The sequence below is a fragment of the Streptomyces sp. NPDC007896 genome, from assembly GCF_042959425.1.
In the GTDB taxonomy this organism is placed as follows: Bacteria; Actinomycetota; Actinomycetes; order Streptomycetales; family Streptomycetaceae; genus Streptomyces.
This window is the reverse complement of record NZ_JBIBKX010000001.1, coordinates 456,058-481,899: the sequence shown is the minus strand read 5'-3', so window position 1 is coordinate 481,899 and position 25,842 is coordinate 456,058. Positions and strand designations below refer to the sequence as shown.

The following is a 25,842-nucleotide window of genomic DNA, read 5'->3' as shown; positions in this document are numbered from 1 at the left end:
CACGCTCTTCTTGCCGTGCCAGTAACCGCAGGTCCGACCGCCTCTATTCACGTTTGCCCCACACGCCTACGCTTGATCGTCATGGCACCCACACCAGGCGGTAACCGCAGGACGCGCATTCATGTGGTCAGTGACGTGCACGGCAACGTGCGTGACCTGGCCCGGGCCGGCGACGGCGCGGACGCCCTGCTCTGCCTCGGTGACCTGGTGCTCTTCCTCGACTACGCCGACCATGCGCGCGGCATCTTCCCCGACCTCTTCGGCGCCGAGAACGCCGACCGGATCGTCGAGCTGCGTACCGCCCGCCGCTTCGCCGAGGCGCGGGAGTTCGGGCGGCGGCTGTGGGACGAGATCGGGATGGACCATTCCGTGGCCATCGAGAAGGCGGTGCGCAAGCAGTACGCCGAGCTGTTCGCCGCGTTTCCGACACCGACGTACGCGACCTACGGCAATGTCGACATGCCCCCGTTGTGGGCGGAGTACGCCGGACCCGGCACGACGGTCCTCGACGGTGAGCGGGTGGAGATCGGCGGCCGGGTCTTCGGCTTCGTCGGCGGGGGGCTGCGCAGCCCCATGCGGACGCCCTACGAGATCGACGACGAGGAGTACGCGGCGAAGATCGAGGCGGTCGGCGAGGTCGACGTCCTGTGCACGCACATCCCGCCGGACGTACCGGAGCTGGTCTACGACACGGTGGCGCGCCGCTTCGAGCGCGGCTCCCGTGCCCTCCTGGACGCGATCCGCCGCATCCGTCCCCGTTACTCCCTCTTCGGCCATGTCCACCAGCCGCTCGCGCGCCGGATGCGGATCGGGACGACCGAGTGCGTGAACGTCGGCCACTTCGCGGCGTCGGGCCGCCCGTGGGTCCTTGAGTGGTGAACGGCAGGTGGGGTGGCGATGGTTCGGCGGGCGCGCGGTAGCCTTCACGCTGCACACACGTGCGTACCACCCTCCCTCACCGGACCGCATCTGGAGGAGCCCCCGCGATGGCGGAACACACCAGCTCGAGCATCACGATCGAGGCGGCACCGGCTGATGTCATGGCGGTCATCGCCGACTTCGCCCGCTACCCGGACTGGACGGGAGAGGTGAAGGAGGCGGAGGTACTCGCCACGGACGGGCAGGGCCGCGCCGAGCAGGTACGCCTCGTCATGGACGCGGGTGCGATCAAGGACGACCAGACCCTGGGGTACACCTGGACCGGCGACCACGAGGTCGCCTGGACCCTGGTCAAGTCCCAGATGCTCCGCTCCCTGGACGGCTCGTACATCCTCAAGCCCGCGGGCGCCGGCGCCACCGAGGTCACCTACCGGCTCACGGTCGACGTCAAGATCCCCATGCTGGGCATGATCAAGCGCAAGGCCGAGAAGGTCATCATCGACCGCGCGCTGGCAGGTCTGAAGAAGCGAGTGGAGTCGGGCGAGGCGGGCTGATCCCGCTCCGCGGGCCGACGGGGGCCGACGGCCGTACCCCGCCCTCAGGGGCGGGGGAACTGCGCGACCGGCCCCCACCCACCCGCAGGTGACACACCCGCCCGGGGGTCTGGGGGCGGAGCCCCCAGACCCGGGCAGGGGCGGCGGGGGCGCTCGACGCAGGTAGCGTTCATGCAATGCGCACCATCCTGATCACAGGCCAGGGCGGCACGGGCCGTACGACGGTCGCGGCGGCCACCGCGCTGAAGGCCGCCCGCGAGGGCACCCGCACCCTCCTGCTCACCGCCGACCGCACCGACACCCTCGGCGCCGTCCTCGGCGTACCCACCGGCGCGGAACCCACCGACGCCGCGCCCCGCCTCACGACCTGGCGCCCCGACGCGAACGCCCGCTTCCGCGAGGACCTCACCGCCTTCCAGGACCGCGCGACCACCGCCCTGGACCTCCTCGGCGCCTCACGCCTGGACGCCGAGGAGCTCACCCCCCTGCCCGGCGCCGAGGAACTCGCCCTGCTGCGCGCCCTGCGCGACGCGGCGACCTCGGAGACGTACGACCTGCTGGTCGTGGACCTCCCGCCGACCCCGCAGGCGCTCGCCCTCCTCGCCCTCCCGGAGGAGCTGCGCCGTTACCTGCGCCGACTGCTCCCGCCCGAGCGCCAGGCGGCCCGCGCCCTGCGCCCCGTCCTGGGCCGCCTCGCGGGCGTCCCGATGCCCGCCGAGTGGCTGTACGAGACGGCGGCACGCTGGGACATCGAGCTGGCCGCCGTCGCGGCGGTCGTCGAGGACCGCGCCACGACCGTACGGCTGGTCGCCGAGCCGGGCCCGGCCGGCACCGACGCCGTACACGCCGCCACCACCGCCCTCGCCCTGCACGGTCTGCGCGTGGACGCGTTGGTCGCGAGCCGGGTACTGCCCGCCGCCAGCGCGGACGCCTGGCTGGGCGCCCTCGCCGCCCAGCAGCGCAAGGCGCTGGACGAGTGGCAGGAGACGTACACCGTCCACGAGGTCCCGCATCTCGGCCGCGACCCGCGCGGCACCGACGACCTCGGCGCGCTCCCCGTGCCCGGTGTCAACCGGGCGCCGACCCCGGTCGAGTGGCCCGTCCTGGACCACCTCGCCGACGACGGCGTCCTCGTATGGCACATCCCGCTGCCCGGCGCGATACGCGAGGAACTGGACCTGATCCGCCGGGGCGACGAACTACTCGTCACCGTGGGCCAGTTCCGCAGGATCGTGCCGCTGCCGTCCGCGCTGCGCCGCTGCACCGTGGCCGGCGCCGCCCTGCGCGAGGGGGAACTCAGGGTGCGTTTCGCGCCGGACCCGGATCTGTGGCCCCGGACACGGTGAACGGCGTACCCCCGTTCGGGTACCGTCGAAAGGAAGAACCATAGGCAGGAGTCCGCCATGAGCGAAGAGCGCCCCACGTCCGACGCCGCTCAGGAGGCGAACGACGAAGCGCGCGCGAGCGACGCCGACGCCTGGGCGAAGGCGTGCGCCGAGGACCTCGCGGCGGAGAAGGCCCGCCGCCGCGCCCAGTACGGCCCGCCGCCCGGCTCGGCCGCGGAGGAACTGCGCAAGCTGATCGACACGGTCGCCGACAAGTTGTCCGGACTGAACTCGCCGCTGTTCGGTGTGGTCGCCTCCGGCACCGCCCAGCAGATGGTCAACCAGGTCGTACAGCAGGCCAAGGCCGCCGTCGAACCGGTCATGGAGCGCAACCCCGATGTTTTCGATCACCTCGCGGCCGCGGGCAACGAGCTGCTCGCCGCCTACCGCTCGGCCGTCGAGGCACAGGAACGACGCTGGACCACCCGGGAGCGTGGCCCCCGCGACGAGGGGACCGGTCCGGGGGAGCGGATTGACTTGGACTAAAGGCTGCTCGGGTACGGTTGGCCGTAGCGGGGCTCGACCGAAACTGAGGGATTCATGGGACTCACCATCGGCGTCGATATCGGCGGCACGAAGATCGCGGCCGGTGTGGTCGACGAGGAAGGCAACATCCTCTCGACGCACAAGGTGCCGACCCCCACCACGCCGCAGGCCATCGTGGACGCCATCGCCGCCGCAGTGGAGGGCGCGCGCGCAGGTCACGACATCGTCGGCGTGGGCATCGGTGCCGCCGGATACGTGAACCGCCAGCGCTCGACCGTGTACTTCGCGCCCAACATCGACTGGCGGCAGGAGCCGCTCAAGGCCGAGGTCGAGGCGCGCGTGGGGCTGCCCGTCGTCGTCGAGAACGACGCGAACGCGGCGGCGTGGGGCGAGTACAAGTTCGGCGCGGGCAAGGGCCACCGGAACGTCATCTGCATCACCCTGGGCACGGGCCTCGGCGGCGGCATCATCATCGGCAACAAGCTGCGCCGCGGGCACTTCGGTGTGGCCGCCGAGTTCGGCCACATCCGCATGGTGCCGGACGGTCTGCTGTGCGGCTGCGGCTCGCAGGGCTGCTGGGAGCAGTACGCCTCCGGGCGCGCCCTCGTCCGCTACGCCAAGCAGCGGGCCAACGCCACCCCCGAGAACGCGGAGATCCTGCTCGCGCTGGGCAACGGCACCCCCGACGGCATCGAGGGCAAGCACATCTCGGTGGCCGCCCGCCAGGGCGACCCGGTGGCGGTGGACTCCTACCGCGAGCTGGCCCGCTGGGCCGGCGCCGGCCTCGCCGACCTGGCCTCGCTCTTCGACCCCTCCGCCTTCATCGTCGGCGGCGGCCTCTCGGACGAGGGCGAGCTGGTCCTCGACCCCATCCGTAAGTCGTACAAGCGCTGGCTCGTCGGTGGCAACTGGCGCCCCGTGGCCGAAGTGATCGCCGCCCAGCTCGGCAACGAAGCCGGCCTCGTGGGCGCGGCGGACCTGGCCCGGGAGCCCGACCCGATCATGTAACCGACTTGATCACGCAGTACACACACCTCGCCCGCCGTGCCCTTCAGGGGTACGGCGGGCGAGGTCGTACCGCGCCCCTTTCGGCGGGGGCGCGGATGGCGCCCCTCAGGGGCGCGGGGCTGTCACGTCATGCGGCTCCGTCGCGTGGGCGCGACCAGCCCCCACCGGCCCGCAGCCGACAAACCACCCGCAGCGTTCCGGCGCCGCCGAGCAGCGCATCCACGTATGTTGATCCACATGGCGACGACCCCGCTGCCCCGCTCCCACACCGAACCCGACGGCTCCGCCGTCATCCGCGTCCTCAGCTACAACATCCGTTCGATGCGCGACGACACCACCGCCCTCGCCCGCGTCATCCACGCCTGCGCCCCCGACCTGGTCCTCGTCCAGGAAGCTCCCCGCTTCTTCCGCTGGCGCAAGAAGCTGGCCCGGCTCGCGGCCGCGTCCGGCCAGACGATCCTGTCCGGCGGCGCGACCGCCGCGGGACCCGCGCTCCTGTGCTCGATGCGGGCCACCGTCGAACGCACCGAGGACGTCCTGCTGCCCCTCACCCCCGGCCTGCACCGCCGCGGCCTCGCCACCGCCGTCGTCCGCTTCGGTGCCGCCCGGCTCGGCGTGGTGAGCTGCCACCTCTCGCTCCAGAAGGACGAGCGGTACACGCAGAGCGGTCTGCTCCTCGACCGCCTCGCCGCCCTCGGCACCCCGCACGCCCTCGCCGGCGGCGACCTGAACGAACGCCCCGACGGCCCCGCCTTCACCCGCCTCGCCGCCGGACTCCAGGACTGCCGGGCCACCGCGCCCTGGGGCACGGAGTACACCTCGACGTCCGCCGATCCCCACCAGCGCATCGACGCGATCTTCGCCACCCGCGGCATCGAGGTCCTCGGCTGCGGGGTCCCGTACGGCCACCCCGGGGTCACGGAGAGGGACCTGAGGGCGGCCACGGACCATCTGCCCGTGCTGGCCGCCCTCAGAGTGCCCGCCGCGTAACCGGCCGCGTCAGACCACCGCGCCCCGCCCGGGATCGCCCTCGTCCTCGTCGTCGGGCTTCATGCGCGCCACGAGGGTGGCGAAGCCGCCCAGAAAGCCGCCGATGCCGACTGTGGCGAGCCACCACGTCATGTCCCAGCCGAGCAGGATGGCCAGCAGCAGCACGATCGGGCCGCCGACGACGGCGAGCCAGGCGAACTTGGCCGTGGTGTCGGCGCTGGGCAGCGGGGGCGGCTCCGGGGGGACGAAGTGGCCCTCGTCGTCCCCGTCGAAGTCGTCCTCGGAGGGCTCGGGCGCCTGGTAGTCGCGCGGACCGCCGACGCCGGGCGCGAAGGAGACGGAGCCGCCGAGGGGCTTCGCCGCGGCGGGCTGCTCCCCGGCCTCGTCGCCGGCCCTGTCCTTCTCGCTCGTCCCGACGGTCCCGCCGGTCTCGTTCTTCTTGCCTTTCTCGGGCCTCTCGGGTGCGTCCCCGCCGCCCTGGGCGTCGTTCGTCACCGGGTCGAGGAGCGCCAGGTCCTCGATCGACTTGAACGGTTTCGCGCCAGGCGGGTCCGGCGGCTCCTCGCCGTACCCGGCGACGATCGCCTGCCACGCGGCGTCCTCGTCGAACGGCACAGCCTGCTCGTCACCGAGAGGCTCGCCGACGGGTACGCCCTTCTCGTCGGGCTCGCCGCGCTCCGCGTCGTGCTCAGCCACCAGTGGCCGTCCCTTCCTGCTGACCCACCTGACCCGTGTCGGACCGCTTGCCGACACTGGGCGCGAGCCGGGCGATGAACGCGTAGCTCTCCTCGAAGATCCGGTCCGCGTCATGGTCCAACGTCGCCACGTGGTAGCTCTGTTCCAGCAGGATCTCCGTCACATCGGTGGACGACACCCGGCTCAGGATCCGGGCCGAGTCGACGGGCGGCACCACATGGTCCTGGGGGCTGCGCAGCAGCAGCATCGGCTGGGTGACCTGGGGCAGTTCACCGTCGACCATCCGGTAGAAGTTCCGCATGGAGTGGGCTGCGTGCAGGGGCACCCGGTCGTAGCCCACCTCCTCGACGCCCTCCTTGGCGATGTCGCTGGTGATGCCGCTCACCGTCCGGACGAGGTGGCGGAGCACCGGAAGGGCGTGGGCGGCCGCCCCGTGCACCTTGTTCGCCGGGTTGACGACGACGATGCCGCTCACCTCGTCCCCGTGCTTCGCGGCGAGCCGCAGGGTCAGCGCGGCGCCCATGGACAGGCCGAAGACGAACACCCGGGCGCAGCGCTCCCGCAGAGCGCGCAACTCGCGGTCCACCTCCGCGTACCAGTCCTGCCAGCCCGTGAGCTGCATGTCCTCCCAGCGCGTGCCGTGCCCCGGCAGCAGGGGCAGCGCGACGGTCAGACCGCGCTCGGCGAGATACTCCGCCCAGGGGCGCAGCGACTGCGGGGAACCGGTGAAGCCGTGGCAGAGAAGGACACCGACCTCTCCGCCCTCGTGGCGGAACGGCTCGGCTCCAGGAAGGACGACCGGCACCTTCGGTCTCCTGTTCATCAGACGGGCGGAATGCGAGGCGTACTTCACCGTACGCGACCGCACTGACACCGACCAGGGTCGTCGGGGCCTTTGACAGCGCGCCGGGATAAGGTCTCATCGACTACACAGGAGGCATTCGGTTGATCTACGGCGCCATGAAGTTTTCCATCGGAGGGCCGCTGAAGCTTGCCTTCAGGCCCTGGGTGGAAGGCCTCGAGAACATTCCCGCCGAGGGCCCCGCCATCCTGGCAAGCAATCATCTGTCGTTCTCGGACTCGTTCTTCCTGCCCGCGGTCCTCGACCGCAAGGTGACCTTCATCGCGAAGGCCGAGTACTTCACGACGCCCGGGGTCAAGGGCCGGATGACCGCCGCCTTCTTCAAGGGCGTCGGCCAGCTCCCGGTGGACCGCTCCGGCGCGCGCGGCGCGGGCGAGGCGGCCGTCAAGAGCGGCATCGACGTCATCGAGCGCGGTGAGCTGTTCGGCATCTACCCGGAGGGCACGCGCTCGCCCGACGGGCGGCTGTACCGCGGCAAGCCGGGCGGCCTCGCGCGCGTGGCGCTCGCCACCGGCGCCCCGGTCATCCCGGTCGCCATGATCGACACCGAGAAGATCCAGCCGCCGGGCAAGGTGATGCCCAAGCTGATGCGCCCGGGCATCCGCATCGGCAAGCCTCTCGACTTCAGCCGCTACAACGGCATGGAGCACGACCGCTTCGTGCTGCGCGCGGTGACCGACGAGGTCATGTACGAGATCATGAAGCTCTCCGGCCAGGAGTACGTCGACATCTACGCGACGGCCGCCAAGCGGCAGATCGCGGACGCGGCGAAGGCCGAGAAGCAGGCGCTCAAGGAAGCGGAACAGGTGCAGAAGGAGGCCGCGAAGGCGGCCGAAGCCGAAACCGAAGAGGGACGGGCCGGCTCCTAGACGCTTGCGTCGGGGGACGGTGGGGGTGGGGGACATGGCCAAGCGCGAGAGAGTCATGAGGATGTCGGTCGAGCAGCCGCTGTGGCGTGCGCTCACCGCCTACCGCGTGCTGACAATGCTGTACGCGATCGGGCTCTTCGCCACCGCGTTCCGCAAGTTCGCCCATCCCTGGGTGGCCATCGGGTACTACGCGGTCCTGTTCGTCTGGACGCTCGCCACCCTGCCCAGGGTCGCGAACGCGGCGAGCTGCACCAAGCGCTTCCTCGCCGTCGACCTGACCATCGCGCTCACCGGCATCATGCTCACGCCCGTCGCGGACGCCCACCACCGTGTGGTGACCGGCGGCCCCACACTCCCGTCGATATGGACCGCGGGCTCCGTCCTGGCCTTCGCCATCAAGGGCGGCTGGCGCTGGGCGGCGTTCGCCTCGACGCTCGTCGCGGTCGCCAACCTCGTCGAGCGCGGCGCCCCCACCCGCGACACGATCCACAACGTGATCCTCGTCTGGGTCGCCTCCATCGCCATCGGATACGTCGTCGAGGTCGCCCGCGCCTCCGAGCTCACCCTCGCCCGCGCCCTGGAGATCGAGGCCGCGACCCGCGAGCGCGAGCGCCTCGCCCGTGACATCCACGACGGCGTCCTGCAGGTCCTCGCCATGGTGCAGCGACGGGCCTCCGCGCTCGGCGGCGAGGCCGCGGAGCTGGGCCGGATGGCCGGCGAGCAGGAGGTCGCGCTGCGCACCCTGGTCTCGGGCGGCCTGGTGCCCGTCTCGCGGGTGTCCGAGGACGCCTCCCTCGGCGCCGTCGTACGGGCCGTCGAGGAACCGGACGACGACCAGGACTCCCAGGGCCCTGTCGACCTGCGCGCGCTGCTCGCCCCGTACGCGACCGCGCGCGTGACCTTCTCCGAGCCGGGCGCCCCGGTGCCTCTCCCCCCGGCCGCCGCCCGGGAGTTGGCCGCCGCTGTCGGTGCCGCCCTGGACAATGTCCGGGGGCACGTCGGCGAGGACGCCCGCGCCTGGATCCTCGTCGAGGACGAGCCGGACGAGGTGATCGTGACCGTACGCGACGACGGCCCGGGCATCCCGGAGGGGCGGCTCGCCCAGGCCGAGAGGGAGGGGCGGCTCGGTGTGGCCCTGTCGATCCGGGGCCGGCTGCGCGACCTCGGCGGCGCGGCCGAACTGATCTCGGTGCCGGGCCAGGGCACGGAGGTCGAGCTGAAGATACCGAAGGTTTCCAGGGTTTCACGGGGGAAGGCGGACCAGCGATGACGGAGGTCACCGACGTGGCGGGGCAGGAGCCGATCAAGGTCATGGTGGTGGACGACCATCCCATGTGGCGCGACGCGGTCGCCCGCGACCTGGACGCGTCCGGTTTCGCCGTGGTCGCCACCGCGGGCGACGGCGAGCAGGCGGTGCGCCGTGCCCGGGCCGCCGCGCCCGACGTCCTGGTGCTCGACCTGAACCTGCCCGCCAAGCCCGGCGTCCAGGTCTGCAAGGAACTGGTCGGCACCAACCCGGCGCTGCGCGTCCTCGTCCTGTCGGCCAGCGGCGAGCACGCGGACGTCCTGGAGGCGGTGAAGTCCGGCGCCACCGGCTATCTGCTGAAGTCGGCGTCCACGGAGGAACTGATCGACGCGGTGCGCCGCACGGCCGTCGGCGACCCCGTGTTCACGCCGGGCCTCGCGGGCCTGGTCCTCGGCGAGTACCGCCGGCTGGCCTCCGAGCCCGCCCCCGCCACGGGCGCCGACGAGCCCAAGGCCCCGCAGCTCACCGACCGCGAGACCGAGGTGCTGCGCCTGGTCGCCAAGGGCCTGAGCTACAAGCAGATCGCCGAGCGCCTGGTCATCTCCCACCGCACGGTCCAGAACCATGTGCAGAACACCCTCGGCAAGCTCCAACTCCACAACAGGGTCGAGCTGGTGCGCTATGCCATAGAGCGCGGTCTCGACGAGGCGTAGACCCCGACGAGTGGGCGGCGTAAACCCTGGTTGACCCACCATCGAGTGAAGGCGAGTGATCAACACCCGCACAATTCACCGGAATTGCCCTTCCGCCCCATGCCGAAGTGACCTGGATCACTATTAGCGTGAGTCCCATCAGGCAACCGCGGCGAAGGGACTTTTCCATGCGGGTCGGAGTACTGACCGGAGGCGGCGACTGCCCCGGACTCAACGCCGTCATCCGGGGCATCGTCCGCAAGGGCGTGCAGGAGTACGGGTACGACTTCGTCGGCTTCCGGGACGGCTGGCGCGGACCTCTCGAGAACGACACCGTCCGGCTGGACATCCCCGCCGTGCGCGGCATCCTGCCGCGCGGCGGCACCATCCTCGGCTCCTCGCGGACGAACCCGCTCAAGCAGGAGAACGGTATCCGCCGCATCAAGGAGAACCTCGCCAAGCTGGAGGTCGAGGCGCTCATCGCGATCGGCGGCGAGGACACGCTCGGCGTCGCCGCGCGCCTCACCGACGAGTACGGCGTGCCCGTCGTCGGCGTACCGAAGACCATCGACAACGACCTGTCCGCCACCGACTACACCTTCGGCTTCGACACCGCCGTCGGTATCGCCACCGAGGCGATCGACCGCCTGCACACCACCGCCGAGTCGCACATGCGCGTCCTCGTCTGCGAGGTGATGGGCCGTCACGCGGGCTGGATCGCGATCCACTCGGGCCTGGCCGGCGGCGCCAACGTCATCCTCATCCCCGAGCAGCGCTTCGACGTCGACCAGGTGTGCGCCTATGTGACCTCGCGGTTCAAGGCCTCGTACGCGCCGATCGTGGTCATCGCCGAGGGCGCGATGCCCAAGGACGGCCAGATGGTCCTGAAGGACGAGTCCCTCGACTCCTTCGGCCATGTACGCCTCTCCGGGGTCGGCGAGTGGCTGGCCAAGGAGATCGAGAAGCGCACCGGCAAGGAGGCCCGCACCACGGTCCTCGGGCACATCCAGCGCGGCGGCACCCCCAGTGCCTTCGACCGCTGGCTCGCCACCCGCTTCGGGCTGCACGCCATCGAGGCCGTCCGTGACGGCGACTTCGGCAAGATGGTCGCCCTGCGCGGCACGGACATCGTCCGGGTCCCGATCGCGGAGGCCACGGCCAAGCTGAAGACGGTCGACCCCAAGCTGTACGAGGAGGTCGGGGTCTTCTTCGGCTGACATTTCCCCTCCCCGCGATCCCGCCGGCCGCACGGGCCTCCCGACACCCGTGCGGCCGGCGTCCTCGACCACGGCTGCCACGACTACACGGAGGGCCGCCGCTCCGACAACGTGCCGGTGCCCCGCAGCTGACCGACCAACTCCCGTACGACGGCCGTCCCGTTCAGCGTCAGCACCGACTCCGGGTGGAACTGCACGCCCGCGAACCCGGGCCCGCGCAGCGCGTGCACCTCGCCGCCTCCGGTGCGGCTGACCTCGATGCCATGGGCCGACAGCTCGGCCGCCGTCTCCGCGTCGCAGTGCGCCACGAAGCTGTTGTAGAAACCGACGGTCTCGGCTCGCCCGAAGAGATCGATCTCCGTCTGCGCGCCCTGGTACGGGACCTCCTTGCGTACGATCTCCAGGCCCAGCTCCGCCGCGATCAGCTCGTGCCCGAGGCAGACGCCGAGCACGCCGTGCCCGTGCCCCCCGATCACCTCGGCGGTGAGCTCCCGCAGGAACCGCATCTTGGGATCGTCCCTGTCCAGGGGGTCGCCCGGGCCGGGGCCCAGGACCAGCGGCCCCTCGTGAGCCCGCACCGCCTCCCGCAGCCCCGGCTCGTCGTAGCGCCGCACGGTCACCTCGAGTCCCGAGGACCGCAGCACATGCGCGAGCATCGCCGTGAAGGTGTCCTCCGCGTCCACGACCAGCGCATGCCCCTGCAACTCGCGCGCCTGCTCCTGCATCCGCAGCCAGAACGGCGCGAGCGAGGCCCGCCGCCCGTCCAGCGCCGCCCGCACCCGGGGATCGTCGGCCAGCCTCGGCCGTACGCCCTGCGCGCGAGCCCCGGCCTCCACGACCCCCAGCGCCGCCAGCACCCCCGCCGCCTTCGCATGCGTCTCGGCGACCTCCCCCGCCGGATCCGATCCCCGGACGAGGGTGGCGCCGACCGGCACCCGCAGCCGTCCGTCCGCGTCGATGTCGGCGGTCCGGATGAGGATGGGCGAGTCGAGGGTCTGGGCACCGACAGACCCTTCCCGCCCGCCACCCGCGTTCCGGCCGATGAGGGCCAGCGCACCCGCGTAGTAGCCCCGTCCGCCGACCTCGTGCCGCTCGATCACCCGGCACGCGTTCTGCACCGGTGACCCCGTGACGGTCGCCGCGAACATGGTCTCCTTCAGGACCTCGCGCACATCCAGGGAGGACCGGCCCCGCAGCTCGTACTCGGTGTGCGCGAGGTGGGCCATCTCCTTGAGCCGCGGACCGATCACCACGCCGCCCATGTCACCGACCGTGCACATCATCTTGAGCTCCTCGTCGACGACCATCGAGAGCTCCTCGATCTCCTTGCCGTCGGCGAGAAAGCCGAGCAGGTCCTCCGCGGAGGGCCCCTCGGCGGGATAGCGGTACGTGCCGCTGATGGGGTTCATCACGACGGTCCCGCCCGACATCCGCACGTGCACCTCGGGGCTCGCGCCCACAAGCGTGCGCTCCCCGGTGTGCACGACGAACGTCCAGTACGCGCCCCGCTCACCGACAAGCAGCCGCCGGAACAGGGCCAGCGCGTCGGCCCTCCCGAACCCCGGGATCGTGCCCTCGTACGTACGCCGGATCACGAAGTTCGCGCCCTCGCCGCGCCCGATCTCCTCCTCCAGCACGCGCCCGACGATTCCCGCGTACTCCTCGTCGGCGACATCGAAACCCCCGCCGGTGACACGCACCTCGTGCGTCGGCAGCTCCGCCAGCGCCCGCTCCAGCGGCAGGACGTGCGTCTCCTCGGGCGTCAGCACCGAGAGCGGCGTGCCGTCGTCGCGGACGTCGAAGCCGCGCTCCCTGATCTGTCGGAAGGGGACGAGCGCGAGGCCCTCGTCGGGGAGGTCGGCGAGGCGGTCGCAGGTGCTGACCGGGCCGAGCAGCAGTTCGACGGTGTCGTGATCGTGACCGGGGGTGCGGCGGCGCAGCAGGGCGAACGGACGGGGATCGTCCAGCAGGTCGAGCAGGTTCATCGGTCCTGTTCCTCTCGGATTCCCGGATTCTCGGATTCCCGAAAACTCGGAGAGGAACGGCCCGTGTCCGCAAACACCGAAGGCCGCCCCTCGGGCGGCCTTCGCGAAGTCTTGCGTACGCGCAGTCAGTGGGCCGCCGGATGAGCGGTCCACCACCAGTTCTGGGTCGAGTGCGCGAACATGCGCCGCACCTTACCCGACGTCAGGGTGCGGGCAACAGCGTGAACCGTCCGCGCCCTGCGTTCCTACTGCTCGGTCACCGGCCATGGATGGCATGGCCCAGGAAGCCCGACCGAGGAGAGAACCATGTACGCAGCCCGTTCACCCCGGCCCCGCCGTGGCGGCGTCCGAACGCTCGCCGTGTGCGCCGCCGCCGCGGCCCTCGCCGCCGGCCCGCTCGGCACCGCACGCGCCGCCGGGACCGACGACACCGTCAAGGTCACCTACCGCGGCCACGAGTTCACCGTCCCCGCCTCCTGGCCGATCGTGGACCTGGAGAAACATCCGGACGTCTGTGTCCGCTTCGACCGGCACGCCGTGTACCTCGGCACGCCCGGCGACCAGCAGCGGTGTCCGGCGGGTGCGAAGGGACGTACCGAGGCGTTCCTGATCCAGCCGTCCGTCGTCAAGGGCCGCACCGTCAGCGAGAACCGCACGGCCCGCACGTTCCGGGTCACCGCCGACCGGATCGCCGTGACCGCCGCGTACGCGCAGGACCGTACGAGGATCCGGGACATCCTGCGCGACGCCGGTCTGCCGGACGCCGCCGCGGGGACCGACGCGACCGCGGGCGCGCCCGCCGCGGCGCCGCTGCCCGCCGACGCGACGTCCTTCCGAGGCGAGGGCTTCGACGCCTGCACCGCGCCGGGCCAGACGGCGATGGACGCCTGGCAGGACGACTCCGACTACGGGGCCGTCGGCGTCTACATCGGCGGGGTCAACCGTGCCTGCGCCCAGAGCAGACTCACCGCCGGCTGGTTGCGGTCGCAGTACGCCAACGGCTGGCGGTTCATCCCGCTGTACGTCGGCCGTCAGCCCTCCTCCGACGGGGGCAGCTGCGGTGGCGGCTGCGAGGCGATCACCGACCCCGTGCCGCAGGGCACCGAGGCCGCCGACGACGCCGTCGAGCAGGCCACCACGCTGGGCTTCCCCAAGGGCACGGTGATCTACGACGACCTGGAGAACTACGCCCCCGGCTCCACCGTCACCAGCCGGGTGCTGTCGTACCTCGATGCCTACACCAAGCGCCTGCACGCACTGGGTTACCGCTCCGGCGTCTATGGCAACACCTCGTCCCTGGTCGCCGACCTGGTCGCCCACAAGGGCCGCGTCACCCTGCCCGACGTGCTCCACTTCGCCCGCTGGAACGGCAAGTCGACGACCACCGACTCGAAGATCCCCGCGAACCTGTGGGCCGACCACCAGCGCATCCACCAGTACATGGGCGACACGACCGAGACGCACGGCGGCGTGACGATCTCCATCGACCGCGACCGGCTCGACGTGGACTAGGGCCTGGCCACCCGCCCGGTCCGGGCGGTCGCGGGGACCTGCCGTGCGGCCGCCCGGAGCGCGTCGCGATCGAGCGCGGTCCATCTCAATTGATGGGCATGGGGATGGACGCCCGACACGACCCCGTAATGTTGTCAGGGTGACCGTGAACGCTAAGCCCAGCGCGAGCGCTGGCAACACCTGGCGAGACCTGCCCGCGGCGCAGCAGCCCGAGTACCCCGATGCCGAGGCTCTGCGCGATGTGATCGCGGACCTCGAGTCGTATCCGCCGCTCGTCTTCGCGGGCGAGTGCGACCAGCTGCGCGCCCGGATGGCGTCCGTCGCCAAGGGAGAGGCGTTCCTTCTCCAGGGCGGCGACTGCGCCGAGGCCTTCGACGCGGTGTCGGCCGACCACATCCGCAACAAGCTCAAGACCCTGCTCCAGATGGGCGCCGTGCTCACGTACGCCGCCTCGGTGCCGGTCGTGAAGGTCGGCCGCATCGCCGGCCAGTACTCCAAGCCGCGCTCCAAGGGGACCGAGACCCGCGACGGCGTGACCCTGCCGACGTACCGGGGCGACTCGGTCAACGGCTTCGACTTCGACGAGAAGGCCCGTATCCCGGACCCCGAGCGCCTGAAGCGGATGTACAACGCCTCCGCCTCCACGCTCAACCTGGTGCGCGCCTTCACCACCGGCGGTTACGCCGACCTGCGCCAGGTGCACGCCTGGAACCAGGACTTCGTGAAGTCCTCCCCGTCCGGGCAGCGCTACGAGCAGCTGGCGCGGGAGATCGACAACGCGATGAACTTCATGCGGGCCTGCGGGACCGACCCGGAGGAGTTCAAGACCGTCGAGTTCTACGCGTCCCACGAGGCGCTGCTCCTCGACTACGAGGCGGCGCTGACCAGGGTCGACTCGCGTACGGGCCAGCTGTACGACGTCTCGGGCCACATGGTGTGGATCGGTGAGCGCACCCGGCAGCTGGACGGCGCGCACATCGAGTTCGCCTCGCGGATCCGCAACCCGATCGGCATCAAGCTCGGCCCGACGACGACGGCCGAGGAGGCGCTCCAGTACATCGACCGTCTCGACCCGGACCGCGAGCCCGGCCGGCTGACCTTCATCGTGCGGATGGGCGCCGACAAGGTCCGCGACAAGCTCCCCGAGCTGGTCGAGAAGGTCACGGCGTCGGGCGCGGTGGTGGCCTGGGTGACCGACCCGATGCACGGCAACACCTTCGAGGCGGCCTCCGGTCACAAGACCCGCCGCTTCGACGACGTGCTCGACGAGGTCAAGGGCTTCTTCGAGGTCCACAAGGGTCTGGGCACGCACCCGGGCGGTATCCACGTCGAGCTCACCGGTGACGACGTCACCGAGTGCGTGGGCGGCGGCGACGAGATCTTCGTCGACGACCTCCACCAGCGCTACGAGACGGCCTGCGACCCGCGTCTGAACCGCAGCCAGTCCCTCGACCTGGCCTTCCTGGTCGCGGAGATGTACAGGGACCAGTGACGGGTTCGCCTGTTACACCTGAGTGAAGTGGGGCGCGGATCACATACGATCCGCGCCCCCTCCCACTTTTGCGGCTCCCGAGTGATGGGTAAGGTTAGGTTTGCCTCACCGATTAACGGGACGGCATCAGACTTCAATCCCGCCGGGAGGTGAACCGCGTGTACGTATGCAGTTGCTTCGGGGTCACCGAACAGCAGGTCAAGCAGCACGCGGAGAACGGCGCCTGTACGCCCCGCCAGATAGCCTCCGCCAGCAAGGCGGGCACGGACTGCGGCTCCTGCGTCCGCAGTATCCAGGCGATCCTCGGCCGTGGCGCCTGTCCCCGCCGTGAGCTGGCCGAACAGGGCAAGCCGGTGCTGGCCGAGCTGTCCTCGGCGCGGGGCCTGGAAGAGGCCGCCTAGGGCCTGTCCGGCGGATCACGCCGAAGACGCGGGTCAGCTGTCGGGCTGCTCGATCACCTGGGCGATGTAGAGCGCCTCGCCGAGCTTCTCCACCAGCTCCAGCTGGGTGTCCAGGTAGTCGATGTGGTGCTCCTCATCCGCGAGGATCGACTCGAAGATGTTCGCGGACGTGATGTCGCCCTTGTTGCGCATCACCTCGATCCCGCGCTTGAGGCGGTCGATCGCCTCGACCTCCACCTGCCGGTCGGCCTGGAACATCTCGGTGACGGTCTGCCCCACCCGGACGTGGAAGAGCCGCTGATAGTTCGGCAGGCCCTCCAGGAACAGGATCCGGTCGGTGAGCACCTCGGCGTGCTTCATCTCGTCGAAGGACTCGTGGCGCGTGTACTTCGCGAGCTTCGTCCAGCCGAAGTTCTCCTGCATCTTCGCGTGCAGGAAGTACTGGTTGATCGCGGTCAGCTCGCCGGTCAGCTGCTCGTTGAGGAATTCGATGACCTCGGGGTCGCCCTGCATCGCAGAGGCTCCTTCCAAGCGGGGGACTGGGCAGATTGCGCCGCATCCTCGCATCGGCGTCCCGGGTCGTCCAGTAAGTGCACGCTTAGTACGAGTTGCCCGATTCCGTACTGGGCTGGTCATTGCACTGTCCCGGGTCTGTCAGGATGGAGTCATGGGTCAGCCGGTGGAACGTGGAACGGGAGAAGCGGCACAGTCGGAGCTTCCGCCGGGGCAGCGACTGCAGCGCGGCTGGCCGGTCACGCACTACGGTCCCGTACCCAAGTTCCGTCCCGAACGCTGGGAGTTCAGGGTCTTCGGCGCCACCGCCGACGGTGAGAAGCACTGCTGGACCCACGAGGAGTTCACGGCCCTGCCGTACACCTCGGTCGTGGCCGATCTGCACTGCGTCACGAAGTTCAGCATGCTCGGCGCCGAATGGGGCGGTATCCCGGCGCGCACGATCCTGGAGATCGCCCCGCCCGCGCCCACCGTCACCCATGTCATGGTCTGGGCGGAGTACGGCTTCAGCTCGAATCTGCGCCTCGACGACTTCGCCTCCGACCGCGCGATCTTCGCCACCCACAAGGACGGCGAACTCCTCACCGCCGAGCACGGCTTCCCGCTGCGCCTCGTCGTCCCGCACCTCTACGCCTGGAAGGGTCCCAAGTGGGTCCGCGGCGTCGAGTACATGACGGCCGACCGCCGCGGCTTCTGGGAGGAGCGCGGCTACCACAACATCGGCGACCCCTGGCGCGAACAGCGCTACTCCTACCAGGAGGAGCCAGGGGACGGCCCCGAGCTCTGACTCGGGGCGCCTTTTCGGGCGGCGTCAGCCGTCCCTGAGTTTCTTCAGGCGCTCCACGTCCGCCGCGTGCCCCTCCTTCCCGCCCGGCGTCTCGATGATCAGGGGTACGCCCTCGGTGGCGGGGTGGGTCATCAGCGCGCGGAACGGGTCCTCGCCGATGTGACCGGAGCCGATGTTCTCGTGGCGGTCCTTGTGAGCGCCGACCACGTCCTTGGAGTCGTTGGCGTGGATCAGCTTGAGCCGGCCCTCGCCGACCATGTCCACCAGCAGGTCGAGCGTCTGGTGCATGCCGCTCGGCCCGGTCAGGTCGTGCCCCGCCGCGTAGATGTGGCAGGTGTCGAGGCACACGCCCAGCTTCGGATGGGCGTCCAGCGCCTCGAAGTACGGCCCGAAGTCCCAGGTGCGCGAGCAGAGCGAGGCGCCCTGGCCCGCGGTCGACTCCAGGAGCAGATACGGGTCGTCGTCATGCGTCAGCTCGTCCAGCAGGGGCAGCAGATGCTCACGTACCTGCTTCAGGGCGACGGATCGCTCCCGGCCCCCGGTGGCGCTCCCCGTGTGCACAACCACGCCGAGCGCCCCGATCTCCCGGCCCCGCCGCAGCGAGTGCCGCAGCGACTCCACCGACTTCTCGACCGTCGCCTCGGTGTGCGAGCCGAAGTTGATCAGATACGGGGCATGGACGTACGCGGGGATCGACTCGGCGGCACAGGCCGCCCGGAACTCCTCGTCCTGGCGGGGACTGCCGACGGGCGTCGCCCAGCCGCGCGGGTTGGCGACGAAGACCTGGACGGTCTCGGCGCCCATCTCGCGTGCGTAGGTCAGGCCGACGGAGCTGAGGCCGCCGGCCACGGGGACATGGCCGCCGACGGGGTTGCGGAGCTGCTTGCTGGTCACGCTCTTCAGGGTGTCACGTGCTCCCGGACGGCCCGTCGGCGGACCTCGATGCCGTGGCCTCGGCGCTGCTGTGGCCTCAGCGTTGCCGTGGCCTCAGCGGATCACGATGGTGATCGTCGACCCCTTGGGCGCTGTCTTGCCACCCTCCACCGACTGGCTCTTGACGTGGTCCCCGAAGAGCCCGAGTAGCCCGCGGTCCTCGCTGACCTGGAACCCGGCGTCCTCCAGCGTCTTCTTCGCGTCGTCCACGCTGTTGCCCACCACGTCCGGCACCGAGATCATCTCGGGGCCCTTGGAGACCGTCAGCGTGATGGTGTCGCCCCCGGCGACCTGGCTGCCCGCCTGCGGCGACTGCTGGGCGATCTGGCCCTGGTCGAACTCCGAGTTGACCCGCTGGGTGGCGATCTTCACCTTCAGGCCCGCCTGCTCCAGCTCCGAGGTGGCGTCCGCGACGGACGCGCCCGTGACATCCGCGACCTCCACCGGGCTGCCCTTGCTGACGGTGAGGGCGATGGCCGAACCGGCGTGCCGCTCCGTGCCCGCGCCCGGATCCGAACTGATCACGAAGCCCTTGAGAACGTCCTGGCTGAACTCCCGGGTGACCATGCCCGCGGCGAGCCCGTCCCCCTTCAGGACCTCCCGTGCCTTGAACAGCGCGAGTCCCGTCAGGTCGGGCACCTTCACCGTCTCCGGGCCGTTGGAGATGGTCAGCGTCACGGAGTCGTTGTCCCGGATGCGCGCGCCGGGTGCCGGGTCGCTGCTGATGACGGTGCCGCGCTTCACGGTGTCGCTGTACGCGTGCTTGACCTGCCCGACGTCGAGACCGGCCTGCTCGATCCGCGCCTTGGCCTGCGCCTCGGTCTTCGCCAGCAGCAGCGGGACCTTGGTGAACTGGCCGGAATTGATGTACCAGACTCCCGCGCCGAGCCCGAGCACCAGCACGACCGCGGCGATGATCGCGAACATTCCGCGCCGGGGCCGTGCGCCGCGCCGCGGGGGAGCGGGCGGTCCGGACTCGAACGGGCTGGTCTGCTCGAACCGGCTGGTCCGGTTCAGCGGGTCGCCGCCGTCGCCGCCGCCGTCCTCGTAGTCCTCGTTCACCGGCAGCAGGCGGGGCACGGAGAGCGAGCGCGGGATCACGCTCGTACGGTCGCCCGCGTTGTCGTGCCCCACGGCGAGCGCCTGCGGGGGTATGGCGTCGAGCTGCTCGGCGGTGAGGCCCGCCCGCGCCTGGAGGACCTGGCCGAGCAGCACCACCGCGTCGTGCGGGCGCACCTCGGGGTTGCGGGCGGTCGCCGCGGCGACCAGCTCGTCGAGGGCGTGGGGCATGGAGGGCACGGCGGCCGAGGGCGGCGGCACATCCGCGTGCAGGTGCTGGTAGAGCACCTGGGCGGGGGAGTCCCCGGAGTGCGGCTTGCCGCCGGTGAGCATCTCGTAGAGGACGACCCCGCAGGCGTAGACGTCGACGCGGGTGTCCGCGGTGCCGTGCTCGATCTGTTCGGGGGCGAGGTACGACACGGTGCCGAGTACGGCCCCTGTCGTGTTCGTGACGGTGTCCACGGCCCGGACGAGGCCGAAGTCGGCCACCTTGACCCGGCCGTCGTCCCCTATCAGGACGTTCTCCGGCTTCATGTCGCGGTGCACGAACCCGGCGCGGTGCGCGGCGCCGAGCGCGGCGAGCACCGGCTCCAGGACGTCCAGGGCGGCCCGCGGTTGCAGCGCCCCTCGCTCGCGCAGCACGTCGCGCAGGGTGCAGCCGGCGACGTACTCCATGGCCAGATAGACGTACGACCCGTCCGCGCCCTGGTCGAAGACCTGCACCACGTTGGGGTGCGCGAGCCGGGCCACCGACTTGGCCTCCCGGATGAACCGCTCGACGAACGAGCCGTCGGCGGCCAGCGTCGGGTGCATCACCTTGAGCGCGAGCACGCGGTCGAGGCGGGTGTCCAGGGCCCGGTAGACCGTGGCCATCCCGCCGACCGCGATCCGTGCGTCGACGCGGTAGCGGCCGTCGAGCACTTGCCCGACAAGCGGGTCCTGAAGGGTCGTATCCACGCAGGCGAGTCTACGAGCCGCCACTGTCACCCCCACCCTTCCGGCCAATTCCGGAGCGGGACTGCAGCCGACCTGTGACGGATCTCGCACGCTTGATCGATCCGGTCCATATGTCGTGCACAGGGAATGTAAGGCAGTCTGCCCCTCCACCCCCCAGCCGCCAACGGCGCTCCACCCTCATGGGCGACGCACACTTTCCAGCCGCCTGGAAACGGGCGGTGCGCGGGCGGGAGAAAAAACACACCAGCGCCGGGTGCCTAGAAAGCAGGACGCTCAGGATCCAACCGCGCCAGCCCCTCCGCAGGAGACGACGCGGAGGCGAAGTGCCGCCGGGGAATCCGCCCCGCACGCCAGGCAAGCCGCCCGGCTTCCACCGCGTGCTTCATGCCCTCGGCCATCAGCACCGGCTCCTGCGCCCGGGTCACGGCCGACGCCAGCATCACGCCCGCACACCCCAGCTCCATCGCGAACGCGGCGTCCGACGCCGTACCGGCCCCCGCGTCCAGAATCACCGGCACACGCGCGTGCTCCACGATCAGCTGGAAGTTGTGCGGGTTGCGGATGCCGAGACCGGACCCGATGGGCGACCCGAGCGGCATGACCGCCGCGCAGCCCACGTCTTCCAGCTTCCGCGCGAGCACAGGATCGTCGTTGGTGTACGGCAGCACGGTGAAACCGTCGTCGACCAGCGTCTCGGCGGCGTCCAGCAACTCGATCGGATCCGGCAGCAGGGTCCGCTCGTCGGCGATGACCTCCAGCTTGATCAGCTCCGTACCGAGCGCCTCCCGCGCGAGCCGCGCGGTCAGCACGGCCTCGCCCGCGGTGAAGCACCCCGCCGTGTTCGGCAGCACCCGGATGCCCAGCTTGTCGAGCACGGACAGCACCGAGCCGTGCGCCGAGGGGTTCACCCGGCGCATCGCGACCGTCGTCAGCTCCGTGCCGGACGCCACGAGCGACCGCTCCAGGACGTCGAGGCTGGGCGCACCCCCCGTACCCATGATCAGCCGGGACGAGAAGGACGTACCTCCGAGGACAAACGGGTCGTCGGCCATGGTTCAGCCTCCTTGGACTGCGGTGAGGACTTCGACGCGGTCGCCCTCGGAGAGGGCCGTGGACGACCACTGCGTGCGCGGGACGACGGTTTCGTTGAGCGCGGCGGCGACGCCGGAGGGCGCGACGGTGAGGGTGGCGACGAGCGTGTCGAGGGCCGTGTCGGCGGCGACGAGCCGTCGCTCTCCGTTGACGAAGATGTTCATACGGTCTGCTCCGTGAGTGCTGTGCTGAAGCGCCCGGGGGCGAAGGGGCGGGCCTCTTCCGGAAGCTCGCCGGTGGTCAGGACGTGCGCCATGGCGTCCCCGGTGACGGGCGTGAGCAGGACGCCGTTGCGGTAGTGCCCGGTGGCCAGCAGCAGCCCGTCGAGCGCGGTCGGGCCGAGCAGCGGCGCGTTGTCGGGCGAGCCCGGCCGCAGGCCCGCGCGCGTCTCGGTGAGCGGCAGCTCGGTGATCCCCGGCACCAGCTCATGGGCGTCGCGCAGCAGCTCGTAGACCCCGCCCGCGGTCACCGTCGTGTCCCAGCCCAGCTCTTCGCTGGTGGCGCCCACGACGAGCTCACCGTTCTCCCGCGGCACCAGATAGACCTGGCTGCCGCGCACCACGGCCCGCACGGTGCGGCTCAGGAACGGCGCGTACCGCTTCGGCACCATCAGCCGCAGCACCTGACCCTTCACGGGCCGTACGGGCGGCAGTACGTCGGCGGGCACGCCCGGGAGCTTCCCGCTGAGGCTTCCGGCGGCGAGCACCACCTGCCCCGCGACCAGCTGTTCACCGTCCGTCGTGACGACCCCGGCGGCCCGGTCCCGTACGACGGTCAGGCGCTCCGCCCACGTCCGGTGGAACTCAACTCCGGCCCGCTCGCACGCCGTGACCAGGGCCTTCGCGAGCCGGCGCGGGTCGATCTGGTGGTCTCCGTCGACCCGCAGCCCGCCGCGCACGCCCGGCGCGAGCATCGGCTCCAGACGGCGGCACTCCCGGCCGCTGAGCCACTCCGATTCGAGCCCCGAGCGGTGTTGCAAGGCATGCAGTTCGCGCAGGTGGGCGCGGTCGTCGGCGTCCAGCGCGACGGCCAGCGTGCCGCACCGGCGGTAGCCGAGGTCCTGGCCGCTCGCCTCGGTGAGTTCGGCGGCGAAGTCGGGATAGCGGCGCGCGGAGGCGAGGTTCAGGCCCAGCAGGGTCTGCTCGCCGTAGTGCAGCTCGGTGACGGCGGCGAGCATTCCGGCGGCCACCCGTGCCGCCCCGCCGCCCGGCTCGGGGTCCACGACCGCGACGGTGAACCCGCGCTGCGCGGCCCGCCAGGCGGTCACGAGACCGATGATCCCGCCCCCGATGACGAGGACGTCCGACGTACGTGCGTCCGATGACGGCGCATCCGATGAACGTGCAGGTGTACGCGTAGGCGACATGGGCGTCCAGCCCCTCCCTTCGCCGGCATGACCCGGATCAGGTTCGTACGGTCGGAGGCCGCCAGCCTCCCTCTCAGCCCGGTGCGTCCGGGCTCCCGCGAGTGCTTTACGTTCGCCACCCTAGCCCGCTGCCGTATGTCTCAGTAAGGGAGCCTCCGTCCGGGGCCCGTTCGCGGGTCCGTACGCGCACCCGGTTCGCGGACCGAGAGAAGGACGGCGGGATCCGTTGTGGAACAGGTCACTGCGCACGTCCCCTGACTGACAGATTGTCAGTTGTCTATGGTGATCAGGTGAGCGAGCAGACGCGGGCACAGGTGCGGACGCAGGGGCGTACGGCACGGCGGGTCGTCATCGTGGGCGCGGGCATGGCCGGCGTGCAGACGGCGGTCGCCCTGCGGGAACAGGGTTTCACCGGGGACGTGACGCTGATCGGCGCCGAGCCGCACCAGCCGTACGACCGGCCACCCCTGTCCAAGGCGGTGCTGCTCGGCAAGGCCGAGGGCTCCGCCTTCGACATCGACTTCGAGGCGCTGGGCATCGAACTGCGACTCGGCTGCGAGGCGCTGGGCCTGCGCCCCGCAGACCACGAGCTGGACACCGAGGCAGGACCGGTGCCGTACGACGTCCTGGTCCTCGCGACCGGCGCGGAACCGATCCAGCTGCCCGGCGCACAGGGCGTCCCCGGCGTCCATCTGCTGCGGACGCTGGACGACGCCGAGCGACTGCGCCCCGTGCTCGCCCAGCAGCACGACATCGTGGTCGTCGGGGCGGGCTGGATCGGCGCGGAGTTCGCGACGGCGGCGCGTGAGGCCGGGTGCGCGGTCACGGTCGTCGAGGCCGCCGACCGGCCGCTGGCCGGGGCACTGCCCGCGGAGGTGGCCGCGCCGATGACCGCCTGGTACGCGGACAGCGGCGCGTCGCTGCGCACCCACGCGCGCGTGGAGCGCGTCGAGCCCGGTGCGGTGGTCCTCGACGACGGCTCGCGGGTGCCGGCGGGCGCCGTGGTCGTCGGCATCGGCGCGCGCCCCGCCACCGCCTGGCTGGCCGGTTCCGGCGTCGAGCTCGGCGCCCACCGGGAGGTGGTGGCCGACAGCCACCTGCGTACCTCCGTGCCGGACGTCTACGCGGTCGGCGACTGTGCTTCCTTCCCGTCGGGCCGCTACGAGGAGCGCCTTCTCGTCCACCACTGGGACAACGCCCTCCAGGCGCCGCGCACGGTCGCGGCGAACATCATCGGCGAGGCCCCGGTGGCGTACGACCCGGTCCCGTACTTCTGGTCCGAGCAGTTCGGCCGCTTCGTCCAGTACGTCGGCCATCACGCCCCCGCCGACACGACCATCTGGCGGGGTGACCCGTCGGGTGCGGCCTGGACGGTGTGCTGGCTCCGCGAGAGCCGCCTCGTCGCCCTCCTGGCCGTGGGGCGTCCCCGTGATCTGGCCCAGGGCCGCCGCCTGATCGAGGCGGGCATGCCCATGAACCCGGACATCCTGGCCGACCCGTCCCGCCCTCTGAAGGACGCCACGGCATGACCGCCCGGTTTCCGTCGCCCGGACGGCGGTCCGGGGGGCGCTCGGGTACCGAGTGTCAGTCCGGGATGGCAGGCTTGTCCCGTGACCGAGATTGACGCAAAGATCGATGCTCTCGTCCCCGCCTGGCTCACCCTCCCCGACATCGCCGAACAGCTCGGCGTCGAGGTGACCCGCGTCCGGCAGCTGGTCAAGGAGGGCCAGCTGATCGCCGTACGCCGTGGTGAGAACCGCGCGCTGCACGTCCCCGCCGCCTTCATCGACGGGAACGAACAGAAGGTCGTCAAGGGCCTGGCCGGCACCTTGACGCTCCTGCGGGACGACGGCTTCTCCGACGAAGAGATGCTCGAGTGGCTCTTCACCCCCGACCCGAGCCTGCCCGGCACCCCCGCGCAGGCTCTGAGCGAGAATCGCGGCACGGAGGTGAAGCGCCGCGCCCAGGCGCTCGCCGTCTGATTCGACCGACCGTCCGGCGTACGGACCACGGCCGGCCCCGGACCACCCCGGCCGCCGCGGTCCGTACGCACCGCATCACATCCGTAGGGTGCCTACGACAGCCGTACGCACCGCACCACGGGGGATACACGCATGCCCGAGAACGCCGCCCGCACCCGCCTCGCCGACGCCCGCGTCTACCTCTGCACGGACGCCCGCAAGCGCCAGGGCGACCTCGCCGAGTTCCTGGACGCGGTCCTGGCCGGCGGCGTCGACATCGTGCAGCTGCGTGACAAGGGCATGGAGGCCGCCGAGGAGCTGGAGCACCTCCAGGTCTTCGCGGACGCCTGCGCCCGCCACGGCAAGCTCCTCGCGGTCAACGACCGCGCGGACGTCGCCCATGCCATCGGCGCCGACGTACTCCACCTGGGCCAGGGCGATCTTCCCGTCCCCGCCGCCCGCGCGATCCTCGGCGACGAGGTCCTGATGGGCCGCTCCACGCACGCCGAGTCCGAGGCGGCGGCCGCCGCCGTCCAGGACGGCGTGGACTACTTCTGCACCGGCCCCTGCTGGCCCACCCCCACCAAGCCCGGCCGCCACGCCCCGGGCCTCGGCCTGGTCCGATACACGGCCTCCCTCGCCACCGACCGCCCCTGGTTCGCCATCGGCGGCATCGACCTCGGCAACCTCGACGAGGTACTGGAGGCGGGCGCCCGCCGCGTCGTCGTCGTACGGGCCATCACCGAGGCGGCGGATCCCGGCGCGGCGGCGGGCGAATTCGCCAAGCGGCTGCGTCAGGCGTAAGCGGCGGCCGCGTCAGGCACAGCGGGCGCGTCGATGGTCCGGCCAACGGTTGGACCGGTTGTCCCACCGGTGTCCGAGGGGTGGACAAGAAGTCGA

The 25,842-nt window shown here is 71.3% G+C and carries 27 protein-coding genes and 1 riboswitch; of the genes, 17 read left to right on the top strand and 10 right to left on the bottom strand.

Features of this window, described 5'->3' with window-relative positions:
- Nucleotides 1-81 precede the first annotated feature (81 nt).
- The 6 genes from ACFZDJ_RS02195 (at nucleotide 82) to ACFZDJ_RS02170 (ending at nucleotide 5,302) form a co-directional block, all read left to right on the top strand.
- The gene (locus tag ACFZDJ_RS02195; RefSeq protein WP_168508222.1) at nucleotides 82-879 is read left to right on the top strand and encodes a metallophosphoesterase; all 798 of its coding nucleotides are present in this window, start codon (nucleotides 82-84) and stop codon (nucleotides 877-879) included.
- A gap of 107 nt (nucleotides 880-986) precedes the next feature.
- Nucleotides 987-1,433, top strand: a complete 447-nt coding sequence (locus ACFZDJ_RS02190; protein WP_168508221.1) for an SRPBCC family protein — start codon at nucleotides 987-989, stop codon at nucleotides 1,431-1,433.
- Between the two features lie 176 nt (nucleotides 1,434-1,609).
- The gene (locus ACFZDJ_RS02185; RefSeq protein ID WP_390928070.1) at nucleotides 1,610-2,779 is read left to right on the top strand and encodes an ArsA-related P-loop ATPase; all 1,170 of its coding nucleotides are present in this window, start codon (nucleotides 1,610-1,612) and stop codon (nucleotides 2,777-2,779) included.
- 57 nt (nucleotides 2,780-2,836) lie between these two features.
- On the top strand, nucleotides 2,837-3,304 hold the full coding sequence (locus ACFZDJ_RS02180) for a DUF5304 family protein (protein ID WP_390928074.1): 468 nt from the start codon (nucleotides 2,837-2,839) through the stop codon (nucleotides 3,302-3,304).
- 54 nt (nucleotides 3,305-3,358) lie between these two features.
- On the top strand, nucleotides 3,359-4,312 hold the full coding sequence (locus ACFZDJ_RS02175; RefSeq protein ID WP_054231531.1) for an ROK family glucokinase: 954 nt from the start codon (nucleotides 3,359-3,361) through the stop codon (nucleotides 4,310-4,312).
- A 237-nt stretch (nucleotides 4,313-4,549) separates the two neighbouring features.
- Entirely contained in the window at nucleotides 4,550-5,302 is a 753-nt protein-coding gene (locus tag ACFZDJ_RS02170) for an endonuclease/exonuclease/phosphatase family protein (protein ID WP_384905854.1), read from the top strand.
- Between the two features lie 9 nt (nucleotides 5,303-5,311).
- On the opposite strand, the gene ACFZDJ_RS02165 is transcribed toward ACFZDJ_RS02170, so the two are convergent.
- Together ACFZDJ_RS02165 and ACFZDJ_RS02160 are read right to left on the bottom strand one after the other, a co-directional pair.
- A complete protein-coding gene (locus ACFZDJ_RS02165) occupies nucleotides 5,312-5,998 on the bottom strand; it encodes a hypothetical protein (protein WP_390928078.1) in 687 nt (228 codons plus the stop codon).
- A complete protein-coding gene (locus tag ACFZDJ_RS02160) occupies nucleotides 5,991-6,821 on the bottom strand; it encodes an alpha/beta fold hydrolase (protein WP_390928080.1) in 831 nt (276 codons plus the stop codon). The genes ACFZDJ_RS02165 and ACFZDJ_RS02160 overlap by 8 nt, the downstream gene beginning before the upstream one ends.
- Nucleotides 6,822-6,958: 137 nt before the next feature.
- Between ACFZDJ_RS02160 and ACFZDJ_RS02155 the strand changes: the two genes are divergently transcribed.
- From ACFZDJ_RS02155 to ACFZDJ_RS02140, 4 genes are all read left to right on the top strand, one after another.
- Entirely contained in the window at nucleotides 6,959-7,729 is a 771-nt protein-coding gene (locus ACFZDJ_RS02155; protein ID WP_391055466.1) for a 1-acyl-sn-glycerol-3-phosphate acyltransferase, read from the top strand.
- 34 nt (nucleotides 7,730-7,763) lie between these two features.
- Nucleotides 7,764-8,999 carry a MacS family sensor histidine kinase gene (gene macS / locus ACFZDJ_RS02150; RefSeq protein WP_390928084.1) on the top strand — a complete coding sequence of 412 codons (1,236 nt, stop codon included), beginning with the start codon at nucleotides 7,764-7,766 and terminating at the stop codon, nucleotides 8,997-8,999.
- Nucleotides 8,996-9,688, top strand: coding sequence for a response regulator (locus tag ACFZDJ_RS02145; protein WP_384905859.1), 693 nt, complete (start codon nucleotides 8,996-8,998; stop codon nucleotides 9,686-9,688). Before macS ends, ACFZDJ_RS02145 begins: the two co-directional genes overlap by 4 nt.
- Before the next feature lie 167 nt (nucleotides 9,689-9,855).
- Entirely contained in the window at nucleotides 9,856-10,884 is a 1,029-nt protein-coding gene (locus ACFZDJ_RS02140) for a 6-phosphofructokinase (protein ID WP_168508216.1), read from the top strand.
- A gap of 83 nt (nucleotides 10,885-10,967) precedes the next feature.
- Here the strand turns inward: ACFZDJ_RS02140 and ACFZDJ_RS02135 are convergent, their stop codons facing one another.
- Both ACFZDJ_RS02135 and ACFZDJ_RS02130 read right to left on the bottom strand, forming a co-directional pair.
- The gene (locus tag ACFZDJ_RS02135; RefSeq protein ID WP_391055464.1) at nucleotides 10,968-12,869 is read right to left on the bottom strand and encodes a chorismate-binding protein; all 1,902 of its coding nucleotides are present in this window, start codon (nucleotides 12,867-12,869) and stop codon (nucleotides 10,968-10,970) included.
- Nucleotides 12,870-12,994: 125 nt separating this feature from the next.
- The gene (locus tag ACFZDJ_RS02130; protein ID WP_071528813.1) at nucleotides 12,995-13,051 is read right to left on the bottom strand and encodes a trp operon leader peptide; all 57 of its coding nucleotides are present in this window, start codon (nucleotides 13,049-13,051) and stop codon (nucleotides 12,995-12,997) included.
- A gap of 124 nt (nucleotides 13,052-13,175) precedes the next feature.
- Between ACFZDJ_RS02130 and ACFZDJ_RS02125 the strand changes: the two genes are divergently transcribed.
- From ACFZDJ_RS02125 to ACFZDJ_RS02115, 3 genes are all read left to right on the top strand, one after another.
- Nucleotides 13,176-14,381, top strand: coding sequence for a glycoside hydrolase domain-containing protein (locus ACFZDJ_RS02125; protein WP_391055462.1), 1,206 nt, complete (start codon nucleotides 13,176-13,178; stop codon nucleotides 14,379-14,381).
- Nucleotides 14,382-14,520: 139 nt separating this feature from the next.
- Nucleotides 14,521-15,873: a class II 3-deoxy-7-phosphoheptulonate synthase gene (locus tag ACFZDJ_RS02120; protein ID WP_054231523.1), complete on the top strand. Its 1,353-nt coding sequence runs from the start codon at nucleotides 14,521-14,523 to the stop codon at nucleotides 15,871-15,873.
- Nucleotides 15,874-16,022: 149 nt separating this feature from the next.
- Complete coding sequence (locus ACFZDJ_RS02115) at nucleotides 16,023-16,274, top strand: bacterioferritin-associated ferredoxin (RefSeq protein ID WP_384905863.1); 252 nt, start codon at nucleotides 16,023-16,025, stop codon at nucleotides 16,272-16,274.
- Nucleotides 16,275-16,307: 33 nt separating this feature from the next.
- Here ACFZDJ_RS02115 and bfr read toward each other — a convergent pair whose 3' ends face one another.
- Entirely contained in the window at nucleotides 16,308-16,787 is a 480-nt protein-coding gene (gene bfr / locus ACFZDJ_RS02110) for a bacterioferritin (RefSeq protein WP_168508212.1), read from the bottom strand.
- Between the two features lie 154 nt (nucleotides 16,788-16,941).
- On the opposite strand from bfr, the gene ACFZDJ_RS02105 reads away from it, so the two are divergent.
- On the top strand, nucleotides 16,942-17,574 hold the full coding sequence (locus tag ACFZDJ_RS02105) for a molybdopterin-dependent oxidoreductase (RefSeq protein WP_390928091.1): 633 nt from the start codon (nucleotides 16,942-16,944) through the stop codon (nucleotides 17,572-17,574).
- Between the two features lie 24 nt (nucleotides 17,575-17,598).
- On the opposite strand, the gene ACFZDJ_RS02100 is transcribed toward ACFZDJ_RS02105, so the two are convergent.
- From ACFZDJ_RS02100 to thiO, 5 genes are all read right to left on the bottom strand, one after another.
- Complete coding sequence (locus tag ACFZDJ_RS02100) at nucleotides 17,599-18,468, bottom strand: deoxyribonuclease IV (RefSeq protein ID WP_391055459.1); 870 nt, start codon at nucleotides 18,466-18,468, stop codon at nucleotides 17,599-17,601.
- Nucleotides 18,469-18,561: 93 nt separating this feature from the next.
- On the bottom strand, nucleotides 18,562-20,523 hold the full coding sequence (gene pknB, locus ACFZDJ_RS02095) for a Stk1 family PASTA domain-containing Ser/Thr kinase (RefSeq protein ID WP_391055456.1): 1,962 nt from the start codon (nucleotides 20,521-20,523) through the stop codon (nucleotides 18,562-18,564).
- Nucleotides 20,524-20,780: 257 nt separating this feature from the next.
- Nucleotides 20,781-21,575, bottom strand: a complete 795-nt coding sequence (locus ACFZDJ_RS02090; RefSeq protein WP_054231517.1) for a thiazole synthase — start codon at nucleotides 21,573-21,575, stop codon at nucleotides 20,781-20,783.
- A gap of 3 nt (nucleotides 21,576-21,578) precedes the next feature.
- A complete protein-coding gene (gene thiS / locus ACFZDJ_RS02085) occupies nucleotides 21,579-21,779 on the bottom strand; it encodes a sulfur carrier protein ThiS (protein WP_054231516.1) in 201 nt (66 codons plus the stop codon).
- A complete protein-coding gene (gene thiO, locus ACFZDJ_RS02080; protein ID WP_390928098.1) occupies nucleotides 21,776-22,981 on the bottom strand; it encodes a glycine oxidase ThiO in 1,206 nt (401 codons plus the stop codon). Before thiO ends, thiS begins: the two co-directional genes overlap by 4 nt.
- Nucleotides 22,979-23,090: riboswitch (TPP riboswitch) on the bottom strand. It overlaps the preceding gene by 3 nt.
- 181 nt (nucleotides 23,091-23,271) lie before the next feature.
- Here thiO and ACFZDJ_RS02075 point away from each other — a divergent pair.
- The 3 genes from ACFZDJ_RS02075 (at nucleotide 23,272) to thiE (ending at nucleotide 25,746) form a co-directional block, all read left to right on the top strand.
- Nucleotides 23,272-24,510, top strand: a complete 1,239-nt coding sequence (locus ACFZDJ_RS02075) for an NAD(P)/FAD-dependent oxidoreductase (protein ID WP_384905868.1) — start codon at nucleotides 23,272-23,274, stop codon at nucleotides 24,508-24,510.
- A gap of 81 nt (nucleotides 24,511-24,591) precedes the next feature.
- A complete protein-coding gene (locus ACFZDJ_RS02070) occupies nucleotides 24,592-24,963 on the top strand; it encodes an Rv2175c family DNA-binding protein (RefSeq protein ID WP_101405624.1) in 372 nt (123 codons plus the stop codon).
- Nucleotides 24,964-25,095: 132 nt separating this feature from the next.
- On the top strand, nucleotides 25,096-25,746 hold the full coding sequence (gene thiE, locus ACFZDJ_RS02065; protein ID WP_390928102.1) for a thiamine phosphate synthase: 651 nt from the start codon (nucleotides 25,096-25,098) through the stop codon (nucleotides 25,744-25,746).
- The last annotated feature ends 96 nt before the right edge of the window (nucleotides 25,747-25,842 follow it).

What these genes read in the sequence shown, in the direction of transcription:
- ACFZDJ_RS02160 (WP_390928080.1), bottom strand. Translation starts at nt 6,821, where the DNA reads ATGAACAGGAGACCGAAGGTGCCGGTCGTCCTTCCTGGAGCCGAGCCG.
- ACFZDJ_RS02125 (WP_391055462.1), top strand. Translation starts at nt 13,176, where the DNA reads ATGTACGCAGCCCGTTCACCCCGGCCCCGCCGTGGCGGCGTCCGAACG.
- thiO (WP_390928098.1), bottom strand. Translation starts at nt 22,981, where the DNA reads ATGTCGCCTACGCGTACACCTGCACGTTCATCGGATGCGCCGTCATCG.
- ACFZDJ_RS02185 (WP_390928070.1), top strand. Translation starts at nt 1,610, where the DNA reads ATGCGCACCATCCTGATCACAGGCCAGGGCGGCACGGGCCGTACGACG.
- thiE (WP_390928102.1), top strand. Translation starts at nt 25,096, where the DNA reads ATGCCCGAGAACGCCGCCCGCACCCGCCTCGCCGACGCCCGCGTCTAC.
- thiS (WP_054231516.1), bottom strand. Translation starts at nt 21,779, where the DNA reads ATGAACATCTTCGTCAACGGAGAGCGACGGCTCGTCGCCGCCGACACG.
- ACFZDJ_RS02135 (WP_391055464.1), bottom strand. Translation starts at nt 12,869, where the DNA reads ATGAACCTGCTCGACCTGCTGGACGATCCCCGTCCGTTCGCCCTGCTG.
- ACFZDJ_RS02195 (WP_168508222.1), top strand. Translation starts at nt 82, where the DNA reads ATGGCACCCACACCAGGCGGTAACCGCAGGACGCGCATTCATGTGGTC.
- ACFZDJ_RS02090 (WP_054231517.1), bottom strand. Translation starts at nt 21,575, where the DNA reads ATGGCCGACGACCCGTTTGTCCTCGGAGGTACGTCCTTCTCGTCCCGG.
- ACFZDJ_RS02180 (WP_390928074.1), top strand. Translation starts at nt 2,837, where the DNA reads ATGAGCGAAGAGCGCCCCACGTCCGACGCCGCTCAGGAGGCGAACGAC.
- ACFZDJ_RS02145 (WP_384905859.1), top strand. Translation starts at nt 8,996, where the DNA reads ATGACGGAGGTCACCGACGTGGCGGGGCAGGAGCCGATCAAGGTCATG.
- ACFZDJ_RS02140 (WP_168508216.1), top strand. Translation starts at nt 9,856, where the DNA reads ATGCGGGTCGGAGTACTGACCGGAGGCGGCGACTGCCCCGGACTCAAC.
- ACFZDJ_RS02175 (WP_054231531.1), top strand. Translation starts at nt 3,359, where the DNA reads ATGGGACTCACCATCGGCGTCGATATCGGCGGCACGAAGATCGCGGCC.
- macS (WP_390928084.1), top strand. Translation starts at nt 7,764, where the DNA reads ATGGCCAAGCGCGAGAGAGTCATGAGGATGTCGGTCGAGCAGCCGCTG.
- ACFZDJ_RS02170 (WP_384905854.1), top strand. Translation starts at nt 4,550, where the DNA reads ATGGCGACGACCCCGCTGCCCCGCTCCCACACCGAACCCGACGGCTCC.
- ACFZDJ_RS02155 (WP_391055466.1), top strand. Translation starts at nt 6,959, where the DNA reads ATGAAGTTTTCCATCGGAGGGCCGCTGAAGCTTGCCTTCAGGCCCTGG.
- ACFZDJ_RS02105 (WP_390928091.1), top strand. Translation starts at nt 16,942, where the DNA reads ATGGGTCAGCCGGTGGAACGTGGAACGGGAGAAGCGGCACAGTCGGAG.
- bfr (WP_168508212.1), bottom strand. Translation starts at nt 16,787, where the DNA reads ATGCAGGGCGACCCCGAGGTCATCGAATTCCTCAACGAGCAGCTGACC.
- ACFZDJ_RS02190 (WP_168508221.1), top strand. Translation starts at nt 987, where the DNA reads ATGGCGGAACACACCAGCTCGAGCATCACGATCGAGGCGGCACCGGCT.